This is a genomic window from Vibrio sp. B183 (assembly GCF_000740665.1).
Taxonomy (GTDB): Bacteria; Pseudomonadota; Gammaproteobacteria; order Enterobacterales; family Vibrionaceae; genus Vibrio; species Vibrio coralliilyticus.
Genome location: NZ_JPQB01000013.1, coordinates 109,448 through 123,951 on the forward strand (window position 1 = coordinate 109,448; position 14,504 = coordinate 123,951).

The window sequence follows — 14,504 nt, forward strand, 5'->3', positions numbered from 1 at the left end:
GTTACCAGCGGCATTTTCTTTACATGGTCACCGTGAGAGATAACTCATCGGCACCATTCGCGGAGTATCTGACTCGGGTCACTTTCTGAGCTTTATTGGTATCGACCAAGCGAGATATCTTCCCTTTCTTTATCCATACCGCCAGCATGGCATCGACACCGTCTTCACTCATTGAAAATTTCTTCGCGAGTTCTTTCTGGCTAACGCAACCCTGCTGTTCGATGTGCCGTTTCAGCTCCTGTAAGATCATGCTGTGTGTGCCTCAGCATAATGCATCTGCTTCTGCCCCGCCGCTTTCAACGCGCGATAAGTCGCAAAGGAAACCAAAATGACTCCGGCTATCCAGGCTGCACTGTAGATTGGGTGGTCTGTGAAATGCATCGTCTGGTAGTAAAGCACTGCACCGCCGTAAGCAAGACCCATCGTCCATACAGCAATAAAGCGCGCGTATTTCTGGCCAAATTCACGGACATATGCGCCCATCGCCGCGACACACGGTGTGTACAGCAAGATGAAAATCAAGTAAGCAAACGCGGCATGGCCTGAGACAAAATATTGGTTTAGGTTACCAAAAATAGAAGCGTCGACTTCCTGCTCTTCTGCCACAGTAGAGCTATCGGTCAAATCACCCACTTCAATACCCAACGGATCGGAATAACTCAATCCAGCTAAATTTTCCGGGATAGACATAACCGCCTCTTCCAAACTCGCCATGAGATTGAACTCACCTTCTTCTCCTTCACTTGGTGCGTAAAGGTTGTTCAAAGTTCCCACTACCGCTTCTTTGGCAAAAATACCTGTGATAATACCAACTGTCGCCGGCCAGTTATCTTCATGAACGCCTATCGGTTCAAATACAGGCGTCACCACCTGAGAAACTTTAGACAGCACTGAATTCTCGCTGTCTTCATTGCCAAATGATCCATCAGTACCGACGGAGTTGAGGAAGCTAAGAATGGTCACAACAACAACGATAGTTTTACCTGCTCCAAGAACAAAGCGTTTCAGCTTTTGCCACGTTTTGATCAGCACATTCTGTATCGTTGGTAATTCGTAATCAGGCATTTCCATGATTAAGCTGTCGCTTGAACCCGGGTAAAGCGTATGCTTTAGCACAAGCCCTGTGAATACAGCCGCAGCAATCCCCAGTAGGTAAAGAGCAAATACGATATTCTGGCCACTTTCAGGGAAAAACGCGGCGGCAAACAATGCATATACAGGAAGACGAGCACCACAAGACATGAACGGCGCCATTGAGGCAGCAAGTTTGCGTTCACGTTCCTGATCTAACGTTCGTGTTGCCATGATGGCTGGTACGTTACAACCGAAGCCAAGAACCAATGGAACGAAGGCTTTACCCGGTAAACCAATCTTCTGCATCACTTTATCGAGAACAAAAGCAGCACGAGACATATAGCCTGAGCTTTCCAGGATTGCTAAAAAGAGATACAAGTAAGCAATCACCGGAATGAACGTGGCGACCGTCTGGATACCTCCACCCACGCCATCCGCAATCAATGTAACCAACCAAACAGGCAGATGATCATCTAACAAGTAGTGCCCACCATCAACCAGCAAAGCGCCGACACCAATATCAAAGAAGTCGATAAATGCACTGCCGATGTTGATAGAGAACATAAACATCAGGTACATAACGACAAAGAAAAATGGAACGCCTACCCATTTATTGAGAATGACGTTATCCACCTTTTCCGTAAAGCTATGACTAAGCTTGCCTTCAGTCCGGCGCACTTTCTTACACTGCTCATGGAGGAAAGTATATTTCGTATCGGCAACCATGAGATCGATATCTAGGTCGAGACTGCCCTGAATTTTCGCAATGTTGTCTCTTTCTTCAGAAGAAAGATTGTTTAAGACCAACAGATCCTGCTCTAAAGCTCGAATAGAAAGAGCGCGGGCGGAAACCTCAGAATGATTAGCAAAAATAGGTTGGATTTGGTCTATCGCTCGCTCAAATTCTACGTCATAGCGAATCTTCAGTTCATTCAGTGCAACGCCTTGAACCACCGCTTTATGTAGACGTTCTTTCAGGCGTTGGACCTGATTTTTGTTGTTTGCGGATAAAGCATATACCGGACAGCCCAGCATTTTTTCTAACGCTTTGACATCGATAGTTTGTCGTTCACGCTTCAATGCATCCATTTTATTCAGCACAACCATCATCGGTCTGCCAAGCTCTCGCAGCTGAAGCGTCATATATAAGCTGCGCTCTAGACACGTCGCATCAACAACGTTAATGATTAGATCCGCTGGATGCGTCAAGACCGCACGTGAAGCGATTGACTCATCGATGCTGTTGCCATCGTTACCGCTATCTAATGCATAGATACCAGGAAGGTCAGTGAGCATGAATTCATCACCAGAATGACTGTAACGACCTGTTTTCTTTTCAACCGTCACACCTGCCCAGTTACCTACTTGCTGTTTGGCACCTGTCAGGCCATTAAACAGGGTTGTTTTGCCACTGTTTGGATTACCGACAGTCAGAATTTTGTACTTCATCAGTTGGTCTCCACATGAATTGAATTAGCAATATTGGTTCTGACTGCCAGAGACACACCGCGGACTTCAACCTGAAGAGGATCGCCCATTGGGGCTTTACGAATAAGCGTGACTGGAGTTCGAGGAAGCAACCCCATCACCATAAGCTTTTTCCTAACATCATTAGAAAGCTCTGAAAAACCGGTGATCGTTGCTTTTTGCCCTTGTGTTAAATCTGAAAGTTTCATAGACAGGCCAATTAAAGATAAAAATGAGAAATATTATTATTAAGACTTTAGATCTTAGCCTGTGTAAATTTTGTAAATCTTGTCTGAAATCAAACATTGCGAATATGGAACGTCACTTTCGTCAATTAAACACCCGTTAATTCCGTTAAAAACAATCATTTCTGGTCAGTTAATAAACACTGCCCATTTCAAACCCTTGCCAACAAATAAACAAAAAACAATTATATATCAACAATATAACTTCAATGTCGCTTTTATCATGTAACCTTGGCGTTAATTTTATAAGTAAAATAAGTCGATAGTTTTATAGTTAAACACGTCGACAAGGACAGCTCCTTGGAAGACATTGAATTCCAGAGGTGGTGCTACCCGCACCACTCCGGCAGCAAGCGAAGGTGTCATTGGCACCCGTGGTATAGTCCCCCCGGCTATACCACGATATTTTTTTCATCACGCATCACGCATCACGCCAATCAGTGTGCTAAGTTCATCCTGCCTAACACAACTCATTTTATTTAGTTTTCTGGTTCAATTAAGTCGTGGGCAGCAACAAGCTACCGATCTTGATCTTCAATAAACTGAGAAGGAGATACGCCAAAACGATGTTTAAATCGCTGGCTAAAATAGGAAGGGTCATTGAACCCGCATTCAAACGCTACATCTGAGATTTTTTCACCAGCCAGCAAACGTCGACAAGCATAGTCCAGCCGCACCTCAGTCACGTAATCCATAAACGTACGTTCTGCAGCCGATTTAAATCGACGCTGTAAACTACGCTCGGACACGTACATTTGCTTAGCCGCTGAAGCCGTACCAAATTCCGGATCTGAATAATGTTGGACAACTAAGGCTTCGAGTTTTTCAATCCACGGGTCTTTTGACTGTTCTTCAGATAAGCCTGTGTCAGTAAGTTGAACAATCGAGTTCTCTTCAAATTCACTTCCAACAGGCCACACAAACTCAATTAAGTTTCGTTCATCGGAGCTGTATCGATGGAAGCTACCACCATTTTCTTTGACCAAAGACTCGATTTCATTCCACAACTCAATGGGCGTCACAGAAGCATCATCAAGCTTTGCACCTTGTTCGGTTATGGAAAAAGAGACTTCTCCGTCATTGATACGATACCTCATCAACACAACTTGCCCTCGATATGAGCGCTTAATCAGATTATCAATCAAAAGATTAAACACACTATCGAGATTAAAAACATCGAGAGTGACGTAAATGTCTTTATCTTCTTCTGAGTGTACCTCCACAGATAAACCAGCCTTAATAAGCTCTTCTTGCCAACCATCCAATGCAGAGCGCAATACCAAAGACAAGTTGTAAACTGGCAAGGCATCGCCATTAGCCGCACGTACGTTAAGCAATAGATCCAGTTCGTGAATCATAAATCTCAATAATTGCTGTTTGCCCTGTTCTGAATCTGTGGCCGTCTGTAATGCACAACCTTGCAGCCTTTCCCGCAACGATTGCACTGACTGTCGATAAAGGATGCGTCGGATTTGTAGCTGTTTTCTTAATTGATCGTTGTTAGTTAGCAGGATTCGGCTTTGATGACGCAGTTGATTAGTCTTAAGCGCAACCTGAGACCTCAGATCCTTATTGGTTCTTGCCATCATGCGAGAACGCCAATAAATAACAAACGCTAGCAAAATAAATACAGCTGTCACGTAGGAGAAAATCGCATACCCTCTGATATACCAAGGCTCGTCAACTGAGAAAACAAACGGCTCAATAGCACTCTGCGCCATGCCATTGTTTACAGCACGCACCTCAAGCGCGTAGTCACCGGGAAGAATATGTTCAATGGTCAGCTTCATTCCTTCGAGATTCTGCCATTCATCCTGTTCTCCCAGTCGATATTGCAGGGAAACATTACTGACCTGTGGAAGCACACCAAACTGAAACGCAATCGATTCTCCATATGTCACATGTGGAGCCCCCAAAACACTCCCACCAAGAGAGTACAAATCCTGATTAGCAACCACTTGGCTGTATATCACCTGTACGTTGGGAGATTTGCTAGCACTAAGACTTTTGGTGTCAACCTTGATAAGGTTTCGCCTTGAGCCAATTAATAGATTTTGCAGGCTTTCTGAGCCAGAGCTGCATAGCCCTGACTGGAATTCGTTATTCACTAAACCGAGCGGCTCACCATAATGTGCTGCTATTTGCCCGCTCTTCGCATAATGGGTCAGACCAGCAGAAGAAGTCATCCAAACACCATTGCTATTACTAATCAAACACTTAGGCGTAATATGATCATCCACCATAGTCAGAGACTTAAGTTGCAAGCTGGCTGCGTCTAATTGATACAATCCGTAAGTGCTCGCCACCCAGATTTCACCACCATTCACTTCTTTTATACTAGCCACACGCCCGTAGTATTCTGAGGCACTAACATAGTGGATTTGGCCGTTAATCAGTACATAGGTGCCATGATCTGTGCCCAAGATTAGACTGCCGTTGTCAGCCACTGCCATCTGAGTAACTTGCGCTGGTAAATACTTGTTCAGCATCCACTCAGAGCCATATTGCATCAAATCGCGACTTTGGGTATCAAAGCGCCATAACTTATAGTCGCTGGCTCCCCAGATTCGACCGTTGTTATCCAGTTCCAACAACTCAACTGACGAGGTTTTTAAAAAGTTAGGTAAACGGTCCGCAATCACAGTACCGGATACACTATCAATACAGATGATGCCATTCTCAGTGGCTAACCAGAGCACGCCATTATGCTCGATAACATCGTTCACTCTACCTTTATAAAGCAGCTTTCTCGACGCCTTACGGTTCAATTTTAGTGAATATACACCCACATTGGTGACCATCCAAAACCCACTACGACTCTTCTTATTAGTCAGTTGAATCAGTTTTTCTGACGCTGCTCCGCGGGTTAACATCAAATCAGGAAAGCGCTTAAAATGATGAGCAAACAATGAGAAGTAATGAATGCCTCGTTCAGTGGCAATCCACATTCCCCCTCGATGATCATTGAGTATTGAGTAAACCTTTTCACCAAACAACGCATGGCTGTGTGTGTGTTCTCTGGCGAAATAGGCACTCTCTTGTGATGCAAAAGAGTACGATTGCAAACCGGATTCGGTACCTATCCAGTAGCCTTTGTGCGTTTCCGCAATACTCAAAACATGTCCACCCGGGATTCGTTTAAGTGGAGCGTCAGGATGGTTAAAATTGAAAAGAATTGCCCCGTGTCGAGTTCCGACGACCAACTCTTGACGTTTTTCGGAAAAATAGAGGATTTCTATATGGCTCGTGCCGGAGCGAGGGGCATGTTCGAAATGGCTACCATCTGACAAATACACTCCGGAGTTTGTCGCCAGTACCCACTTTGACTGAATCAGTTTGGCATCGGTAATGTTGATTTGAGCTGACTGGTTGTATTGATACAACTCCATTAAGGAGTAAGAAGAAAACTCACCACTATCAACATGATAGGTGTAAAAATTTGAAGCATCAGAGACCCAAACGTAACGGTTCGATACCCCTATTCGTAAAATCTCAGTACCCGGCGTGAGACTGAATATCAGTTCACGACTTTTACCTGGAATGGTGCGATAAATCTCATTGCCCGCAAATGACCAAAAAGCACTGCCGAGAAAGGCAACTTGCTCTGATTCAAAATCGAGTGCAGAACCTGACTTCGGCAAAATGTTTTGCCCATCAAAAAACAGCACCTGATTTCTAACATCTTGAAACCAGATACCACCACTGTCAGCGAGAAAAAGCTCTTTAGCGGCAAACGCTTTGCCCTGAGATTGCGTTGGCAAGGGGTAGAAGACTGACAAAGGGAGATCCATTGCCATCGCGACACGAGTCAAAAATAAAAACGACAGAAAACAAACGGCTTGTTTCACTAGCGATTCCCTTGCAGCAAAATTGGACAGTCAATAATATTCCAAATCTAAGCGTTTCGAATGATCCACCCAGATCAAGACTCAAAGCTAATTGAACTGAGTCATCAAATTATTTTGTGATAATAATTATCTTGGATTTCCAACCATAAACAAGATGCTGCTTCAAAAAATCGGCGTTTTCTTATCTGGATCAATCAAAAAAGGGAAGCGCAGTGCTTCCCTTTGATAGCATATCAAACAAATATTTAGTTACTAAGACATTCAGTGAAGCTGTCTGTGATGGACTGAATAAAAGTAAAGTAGCTGCCTGGTCCAACTTGAACATTAGTACCAATAGGATCAAGTACCCCTTGCTTGGCTTGACTACCACGCGTCACAGACTCAACAACAGCTGGAGTAAACTGAGGTTCAGAAAAGACACATTTAGCATCCCCTTTTGCCAACGCTTTCTTGATTTTAATGAGTGTCTTAGCCCCAGGTTTTCTCTCAGGGCTAACCGTAAATTCACCCAAATGATTCAAGCCATAATCCTGCTCGAAATAACCATAGGCATCATGAAATACGTAGTAACCCACCTCTTTTACTGGCTCTAGCGACGCTCGCCACTTTTCATCGTACTGATTAGCATTTTTCACAAATGCCTGATAATTCGCTAGATAAACATCTTTGTTGCTCGGGTCTAACTCAGAAAGTTTCTGGCTAATCGCTTCAGCAGCCTTAATACTTTGTTCATGTCCTAACCAGAAATGCGGATCGTGCGAGCCATGATTATGCCCGTCATGATCGTGATTGTGTCCGTCTTCTGAAAACTCGCGAAGGTTCAAACCATCCACTTCACTGATGGTCAAAACATTCTTCTGACCCTCAAGAACTTTAGTTAAAAAAGGTTCTAGGTCATTACCGAACCAAACGACTAAATCGGCTTTTCTAACTCGCTTCACATCAGATGGTTTCAGCGCGTAATCATGTGGGGAAGTGTTGGACTCAAGCAATAAATCTGGCTCAGAAACACCTTGCGTAATTTCATAGGTAATCATCTGAATGGGTTTGATACTGGTCAGTATTTCACTGGCGTTTGCACTACCTATAGCAAAAATGGATAGCAAAGGAATAAGGTGTTTCATAAATCAATACCACTAGTCTCTGGCGTTAAAGTTTTTCAAATGTTACATTATAACAATAGTTATTTGCAAATGAGTTCCATTCATGTCGGCACTGGTCGAACTTCAACAAGTCTGTGTTCAATTTGGAGAACGCAAAGTCCTTGATAATATTAGTCTTACCCTTAAGCGAGGAGAAATAACAACATTGATAGGCCCTAACGGAGCGGGTAAATCCACTCTAGTAAAGGTGTTGTTAGGTCTCCAAAAACAATTCAGCGGGACAGTCAATAAGACGCCGAACCTAAAAATTGGTTATGTCCCTCAAAAACTTAGGCTGAATGACTCATTACCTCTGGATGTGAAACGTTTCATGAAGCTCGCGGGTAAATTTAGTGAGCAAGAACTGCAAGATGCGTTGAAACTTGTCGGTGCACAACACTTAATGCGAGCGAACATGCATTCTCTCTCTGGTGGAGAGAGCCAACGTGTTCTCTTAGCAAGAGCACTACTCCAACGACCAGACTTGCTGGTTCTTGATGAACCTGCTCAAGGTGTTGACGTCCAAGGGCAGATTGATTTATATGAGTTAATTGATACTATTCGCCATCGTTTCAGCTGCGCGGTGTTCATGGTATCCCACGACTTACACTTGGTAATGGCGAAAACTGACGACGTTATCTGCCTCAATCACCATATCTGTTGTTCAGGCGCGCCAGCCGATATCACCAAACACCCAAGTTACATTGCTCTGTTTGGCGAAACGAGAAATGAGTCTCTTGCGTTTTACCACCACCAGCATCAACATCATCACCATGATTTAGCGGGTGATCCTGTATCTGGCGAAGCGTCTACCTGTTCACAGTATTCACATGGTCACCATCATGATTGAGTTTCTATTACCTTCTATCCTCGCAGGCTTGGGGATTGCATCCATCGCGGGGCCGCTGGGGTCATTTGTTGTATGGCGAAGAATGGCTTACTTTGGCGACACTTTGGCTCACGCGTCCTTGATGGGGCTTGCATTAGGCTTCCTTCTTGACGTCAACCTGTATTTTGCCCTGATTGTCTGCTGCTTGGCTCTCGCCTTTATTCTTGTCGCCCTCCAGAGACAACAATTGGTCGCAACCGATACGCTGCTGGGTATTCTGGCACACAGTGCCTTATCTCTTGGCTTAGTGGCGGTCAGCTTTCTAGACAATGTACGAATCGACCTGATGAGTTACTTGTTTGGTGATTTACTCGCTGTTAACCCAACGGACCTCGTTTATATCTACGCAGGTGCAGCGCTCGTTTTTGCAATACTGGTCTACTTTTGGCGTTCTCTGCTGGCAACAACGGTTAACGAAGATCTCGCCGCTGTAGAAGGCCATAATGTCGACTTAATGCGTTTAGTACTGATGATTATGGTAGGCCTTGTGATTGCTATCGGTATGAAATTCGTAGGCGCTTTGATCATGACTTCACTGTTGATTATTCCTGCGGCTACTGCGCGGCGATTCTCTAGAACTCCAGAGCAGATGGCCATAACTGCCTCTTTTATTGGTGCAGTCGCTGTGCTCTTAGGCCTTAGCCTCTCATGGCATTACGATACTCCAGCGGGGCCTTCTGTGGTCATCAGTGCTACTGCTATGTTTATGTTGTCACAGCTATATCGAGTAAAGGCTTAAGCTAGAAGCTAAAATGAAAAAGGGTTGGCCACACATGCCAACCCTTTTTGTTACCTGAACGAGAATCTTAGATTAAGCACCTTCATTGTGCAGTTCGAGGTTAGCCAGCTCTTGCTGAATATCGCGCTGTACTTTTGCATCATCACTACGCAATGACTCTAGGAAATCGAGGTACTTCTGATCGATATCTCCTGTCACGTACTCGCCATTAAAGACGGACGTTTCGAACTTAGTGATATCAGTGTTACCCATGCCCACCGCTGCCACAAGATCATCTAATGTTTGGAAAATTAGCTCATCGGCACCGATTTGCTTACAAATAGCGTCGTTATCGCGACCATGTGCTATCAGCTCATTCGCGCTTGGCATGTCGATGCCGTAAACGTTCGGGAAACGAATTTCCGGTGCTGCAGAGACCATAAATACTTTTTTCGCACCAGAGTCGCGCGCCATTTCAATGATTTGCTCAGATGTGGTACCACGAACGATAGAGTCATCAACCAGCAAAACGTTTTTGTCTTTGAACTCAGAGCGGATAGCATTGAGCTTACGGCGAACGGATTTCTTGCGTTGCTGCTGACCCGGCATAATAAATGTACGGCCCACATAGCGGTTCTTAACAAACCCTTGGCGGTATGGCTTATCAATAGCTTGAGCAATCTGCAACGCAATATCACATGACGTTTCAGGGATCGGAATAACCACATCGATATCTAGATGACTGTAGTCATCACGGATGCGCTCGCCAAGCTTCTTACCCATTTCTACACGTGCACTGTAAACAGAGATTTTATCAATGAAGGAGTCTGGACGAGAGAAGTAAACAAACTCGAAGATACAAGGGTTTAAGGTAGGGTTATCCGCACACTGTTTAGTGTGTAGCTGACCATCAAAAGTCGCATATATCGCCTCACCTGGTGCTACATCACGGATGAAATCAAAGCCAACGGCATCCAATGCAACAGATTCAGAAGCAACCATATACTCAACCGAGTCTCCGACTTCGCGCTTACCAAGACACAGAGGACGAATACCATTTGGGTCGCGGAAAGCAATCATACCGTGACCTATGATCATTGCTGACACAGCGTAAGCACCGCGAATCGTACGATGAACATTAGTCACAGCACGAAATACATCTTCTGCGACTACATTGCCTTTCACTGTATCAATTTCGTGGGCAAGAACATTCAGTAAAACTTCGGAATCCGATGTGGTGTTTACGTGACGGCGGTCTTTCTCAAACAGTTTTTCACGAACTTCCGCTGCATTGGTTAAGTTACCGTTGTGAGCAAGAGTAATACCAAAAGGAGAGTTAACATAGAAGGGCTGAGCTTCAGATGCGCTAGAACTACCCGCTGTTGGGTAGCGAACATGGCCAATACCCACCGTTCCCTGAAGGCGTTGCATGTGTTTTGCTTCAAACACATCCTTAACTAAACCGTTCGCCTTTCTCAGACGAAAACGATTGCTTTCTATGGTACAAATACCCGCGGCATCTTGGCCACGATGCTGCAACACAGTCAGTGCGTCATAGATAGACTGGTTTACAGGCGTTGTACCCACGATTCCAACAATACCACACATGTCCTAACCCTCGATTTGCGACAATGGCTGGCGCTATAACGCGCCAGATAAGAAACTCGATGTTGCTTGTAAGTGTTCGAAGAAAGGGGCAATGATACGGCTAAACTCCGGTACCAGTTGCGAACTTCTCCACCACTCTGAGTCTGGAAACGATGTAAACGCATCCATAAAAAATAGTGCAGCTGAAACAATCAGAACACCTCGTAAGCCACCAAAGACGACTCCTAGTACTCTATCTGTTCCTGACAAGCCTGTTTTCTGTACTAATTGGGCGATAACGTAATTCACGATCGCACCTACGATAAGTGTCGAAACAAACAGGGCTGCTATCGCTGCTCCATTTCGAAACATGTCGTCCTGAATATTGGAAAAGTACACCGCCAATTTTGCGTAATACTGGCTGGCGATAAAAAACGCCCCAAACCAAATAACCAGAGACAACGCTTCTTTTGCGAAGCCGCGAATTAAACTGATCACTGCCGACAGGCCGATCACACTTAAAATGACAATATCTAACGAATTCATCTGTTCTTACATCTTAAGTTGGCGCGCATTTTAACAGAAAAAACGCTGACGCAAACGTTTTCTTATGGATTTAATGGCTTAAATTTGAGCAATCGACCTTTTGAGCCAGTAATTTTTTCCAACTCAGTCACTTGTCGCTCTAGCTTACTCTTTGACACATCTGGGCCAATAATCACACGAGTAAAACCATTTTCGAGTTTAGTGTGTGCTTGGTAACCGCGTTTTTGTAGGTCTTTAACAACGTTTTTCGCATTCTCTGCGTTCTTCAACGCCATCAACTGAATAATCCAAGCACTGTCCTGATATTCATTGCGCTCAGGAACCTCTTTAACTACGACAGGCAGAGGTTCATCATTCACCTTTTCAGCAGAGGCAGGAGCCTCAGGTTCTTGCACAACAACTTCAACTGGTGTTTCAGGTAGGCTTGCAGAATCATCAATGGGCTCCAAAACTTCGAAGCTTTCTACATCGCTATCAAGCTCTGGCTTAATCGGAATACTGGCGATTTCTTCCTTGTAATGCGTTTTTTTACCATCAAGGACATCTGGTAATACGATGACGCCGATCGCCACCAAAATGATGGTGCCGACCAGACGATTTTGAAACTTACTTGCCATTTACTCTCCTTGACTCTGCCAGTGTTCGAGTACTTCACCAACCGTATGGAAAGAACCCACAACCAGAATGACATCTTCCGCTTCAGCCTTTGTCAACGCCGCTTTAAATGCGTCGACAGGAGCTTCAAAGCGGTCATTGCCATCAGGAAGATACTCACAAAGTTCCGCTGCACTTGCAGCTCTTGGCCCTTGTAACGACGCTGGATACCAATGGCTGGCAACCGGAGCCAACACTTCAAGCGTGGCCTTAATATCTTTGTCGTGCAGCATCGCAACCACAGCGTGGATTTTTTTATCCAAGTACTTCTGTTGAATGCGTTCAACCAAATACTCAGCAGAATGCGGGTTGTGTGCCACATCGAGGATGATTGTAGGCTCCGTACTCACCACCTGCATTCGACCAGGTAGCTTAGCGCTATTGAGGCCTTTAACGATGTTGATGTCCGACAAGTCCAAATTTGCTGTCGCGAGTGCCATTAAAGAGGTTGCTGCATTTTGCAAAGGTAAACCAGGGATAGGAAGAGCTTCTAACTCGTATGGGCCATGCGTCCAACGCCAAGTATGCTCATCGACAACTTGATAGTTGTACTGAATTTCCACTTGATATAATTCTGCACCAATATCATCAGCATGCGCTGCTACAGTAGAAGGCGCCTTGGGCTGACCACAAATGGCAGGCTTACCACTTCGGTAGATGCCTGCTTTCTCATAGCCAATCACATTAATGTCATCACCGAGCCAGTCAACATGGTCGATAGCGAGGCTAGTAATCACTGAAACATCATGGTCAACCACATTAGTGGCATCCAATCGTCCTCCTAGCCCGACTTCTAGCAATACGACATCCACTTTTTCAGTTTGGAAAAGGCGCAATGCCGCTAAAGTCCCATATTCAAAAAAGCTTAGGCTAATATCACCACGTTGCTTTTCAATAAAATCAAACGCTTCGGTGTGCTTCTCATCAGCTAGATCTTGGCCATTAATACGGACACGTTCGTTATAGCGAATTAGGTGGGGGGAACTATAAACACCAACGGAGTAGCCTGCATCAAGCAATATGGCTTCCATAAGTGCACAAGTGGAACCTTTTCCATTGGTCCCCGCGACAGTAATCACGGTAGGAGCAGGTTTAACTAGATTAGTTTTCTCGGCGACAGCCTGGACACGATCTAGACCGAGATCGATAGCAGAGGTGTGTATGTTTGTTAAATAATCAAGCCACATCGCAAGAGGGGATGTGGCTTGAGGAATTTGGGTTTGACTCATCTAACTCTAACCAAGTAATTGTGGTTGTTTGTTAGTATGTTACTTTACCCTTTTTCGTCCGCTTCTGGTACAGAATAAGCAGCTTCATTTTGTGAATCGTTCACAGAAACCACCAGAGGCGAAGGTTGGTTAGTCATTTTCGCAATCAGGCTACCAACACGCTGACGCATTTCGCGACGATCAACGATCATGTCGATAGCACCATGCTCAAGTAGGAACTCACTGCGCTGGAAACCTTCCGGAAGATCTTCACGTACCGTCTGTTCGATAACACGACGACCAGCGAAACCGATCAATGCTTTAGGCTCACCGATATTTACGTCACCTAGCATTGCCAAACTTGCAGAAACACCACCCATCGTCGGATCAGTCATGACTGAGATAAACGGCAGGCCTTTTTGAGACAGGCGCTCAAGTGCAGCACTGGTTTTCGCCATTTGCATTAGAGACATCAAAGCCTCTTGCATACGTGCACCACCACTTGCAGAGAAACAAACAAGACCTGTGTTGTTCTCAATAGCCGCTTCTACAGCGCGGACAAAACGAGCGCCAACTACAGAACCCATTGAACCGCCCATGAAAGAGAATTCAAATGCACAAGCAACAATAGGAAGGCCTAATAGCTCACCTTTCATTACAACAAGGGCATCTTTCTCTCCACTGCTCTTTTGGGCAGCCGAGATACGATCTTTGTATTTCTTTGAATCTTTAAACTTAAGCTTGTCTTGTGGCTCAAGTTCATCCGCTAGTTCAACGCGGTTGTTTTCATCCAAAAATGTTTCCAGACGACGACGCGCCTTCATACGCATGTGATGGTCACATTTCGGACATACTTCTAGGTTACGCTCTAGTTCAGCGTGATAAAGCACCTGTTCACAAGACGTACACTTGGTCCACACACCTTCAGGGATGGACGCTTTACGTGAACTAACAATGTTGCTTTTTTCTAAAATCTTTTCAAGCCAACTCATGGAAGACCTTTTTCTCTCATCGCCTCCGCACTTTGCGAAGGACAAAAATTCTGAATTTACGCGAGAGGATTAAAGCATATAAAATGCCAAGTGTAGACAAAAAACTGGTTGTACCTATTTATTACACTAATGTC

The 14,504-nt window shown here is 44.8% G+C and carries 12 protein-coding genes; 2 read left to right on the plus strand and 10 right to left on the minus strand.

Annotation, left to right across the window (positions count from 1 at the left end):
* Window positions 1-19 precede the first annotated feature (19 nt).
* The 5 genes from IX95_RS14230 to znuA form a co-directional block, all read right to left on the minus strand.
* Window positions 20-250: a FeoC-like transcriptional regulator gene (locus tag IX95_RS14230; RefSeq protein ID WP_006959452.1), complete on the minus strand. Its 231-nt coding sequence runs from the start codon at window positions 248-250 to the stop codon at window positions 20-22.
* The gene (gene feoB, locus IX95_RS14235) at window positions 247-2,523 is read right to left on the minus strand and encodes a Fe(2+) transporter permease subunit FeoB (RefSeq protein ID WP_038161095.1); all 2,277 of its coding nucleotides are present in this window, start codon (window positions 2,521-2,523) and stop codon (window positions 247-249) included. The genes IX95_RS14230 and feoB overlap by 4 nt, the downstream gene beginning before the upstream one ends.
* Window positions 2,523-2,750 (minus strand): FeoA family protein, encoded by a 228-nt coding sequence (locus IX95_RS14240; protein ID WP_038161097.1) that lies wholly within the window; start codon window positions 2,748-2,750, stop codon window positions 2,523-2,525. The genes feoB and IX95_RS14240 overlap by 1 nt, the downstream gene beginning before the upstream one ends.
* 554 nt (window positions 2,751-3,304) lie before the next feature.
* A complete protein-coding gene (locus IX95_RS14245) occupies window positions 3,305-6,634 on the minus strand; it encodes an AraC family transcriptional regulator (RefSeq protein WP_152562030.1) in 3,330 nt (1,109 codons plus the stop codon).
* Window positions 6,635-6,879: 245 nt separating this feature from the next.
* Entirely contained in the window at window positions 6,880-7,758 is an 879-nt protein-coding gene (znuA, locus tag IX95_RS14250) for a zinc ABC transporter substrate-binding protein ZnuA (RefSeq protein ID WP_038161099.1), read from the minus strand.
* A gap of 82 nt (window positions 7,759-7,840) precedes the next feature.
* On the opposite strand from znuA, the gene znuC reads away from it, so the two are divergent.
* Together znuC and znuB are read left to right on the plus strand one after the other, a co-directional pair.
* Window positions 7,841-8,626: a zinc ABC transporter ATP-binding protein ZnuC gene (gene znuC, locus IX95_RS14255; RefSeq protein ID WP_038161102.1), complete on the plus strand. Its 786-nt coding sequence runs from the start codon at window positions 7,841-7,843 to the stop codon at window positions 8,624-8,626.
* The gene (znuB, locus tag IX95_RS14260; protein ID WP_038161105.1) at window positions 8,619-9,404 is read left to right on the plus strand and encodes a zinc ABC transporter permease subunit ZnuB; all 786 of its coding nucleotides are present in this window, start codon (window positions 8,619-8,621) and stop codon (window positions 9,402-9,404) included. Before znuC ends, znuB begins: the two co-directional genes overlap by 8 nt.
* Window positions 9,405-9,476: 72 nt before the next feature.
* Here znuB and purF read toward each other — a convergent pair whose 3' ends face one another.
* The 5 genes from purF to accD form a co-directional block, all read right to left on the minus strand.
* Complete coding sequence (purF, locus tag IX95_RS14265; RefSeq protein ID WP_038161107.1) at window positions 9,477-10,991, minus strand: amidophosphoribosyltransferase; 1,515 nt, start codon at window positions 10,989-10,991, stop codon at window positions 9,477-9,479.
* A gap of 33 nt (window positions 10,992-11,024) precedes the next feature.
* Entirely contained in the window at window positions 11,025-11,516 is a 492-nt protein-coding gene (locus tag IX95_RS14270) for a CvpA family protein (protein ID WP_006959459.1), read from the minus strand.
* Between the two features lie 62 nt (window positions 11,517-11,578).
* Window positions 11,579-12,133 (minus strand): SPOR domain-containing protein, encoded by a 555-nt coding sequence (locus IX95_RS14275; RefSeq protein ID WP_019277833.1) that lies wholly within the window; start codon window positions 12,131-12,133, stop codon window positions 11,579-11,581.
* Window positions 12,134-13,399 carry a bifunctional tetrahydrofolate synthase/dihydrofolate synthase gene (gene folC, locus IX95_RS14280; RefSeq protein ID WP_038161110.1) on the minus strand — a complete coding sequence of 422 codons (1,266 nt, stop codon included), beginning with the start codon at window positions 13,397-13,399 and terminating at the stop codon, window positions 12,134-12,136.
* Window positions 13,400-13,443: 44 nt separating this feature from the next.
* Window positions 13,444-14,370, minus strand: a complete 927-nt coding sequence (gene accD / locus IX95_RS14285; RefSeq protein ID WP_019277831.1) for an acetyl-CoA carboxylase, carboxyltransferase subunit beta — start codon at window positions 14,368-14,370, stop codon at window positions 13,444-13,446.
* Window positions 14,371-14,504: the final 134 nt, after the last annotated feature.

Coding starts and splice junctions, on each gene's coding strand:
- IX95_RS14230 (WP_006959452.1), bottom strand. CDS start 250: ATGATCTTACAGGAGCTGAAACGGCACATCGAACAGCAGGGTTGCGTT.
- feoB (WP_038161095.1), bottom strand. CDS start 2,523: ATGAAGTACAAAATTCTGACTGTCGGTAATCCAAACAGTGGCAAAACA.
- IX95_RS14240 (WP_038161097.1), bottom strand. CDS start 2,750: ATGAAACTTTCAGATTTAACACAAGGGCAAAAAGCAACGATCACCGGT.
- znuA (WP_038161099.1), bottom strand. CDS start 7,758: ATGAAACACCTTATTCCTTTGCTATCCATTTTTGCTATAGGTAGTGCA.
- znuC (WP_038161102.1), top strand. CDS start 7,841: ATGTCGGCACTGGTCGAACTTCAACAAGTCTGTGTTCAATTTGGAGAA.
- znuB (WP_038161105.1), top strand. CDS start 8,619: ATGATTGAGTTTCTATTACCTTCTATCCTCGCAGGCTTGGGGATTGCA.
- purF (WP_038161107.1), bottom strand. CDS start 10,991: ATGTGTGGTATTGTTGGAATCGTGGGTACAACGCCTGTAAACCAGTCT.
- IX95_RS14270 (WP_006959459.1), bottom strand. CDS start 11,516: ATGAATTCGTTAGATATTGTCATTTTAAGTGTGATCGGCCTGTCGGCA.
- IX95_RS14275 (WP_019277833.1), bottom strand. CDS start 12,133: ATGGCAAGTAAGTTTCAAAATCGTCTGGTCGGCACCATCATTTTGGTG.
- folC (WP_038161110.1), bottom strand. CDS start 13,399: ATGAGTCAAACCCAAATTCCTCAAGCCACATCCCCTCTTGCGATGTGG.
- accD (WP_019277831.1), bottom strand. CDS start 14,370: ATGAGTTGGCTTGAAAAGATTTTAGAAAAAAGCAACATTGTTAGTTCA.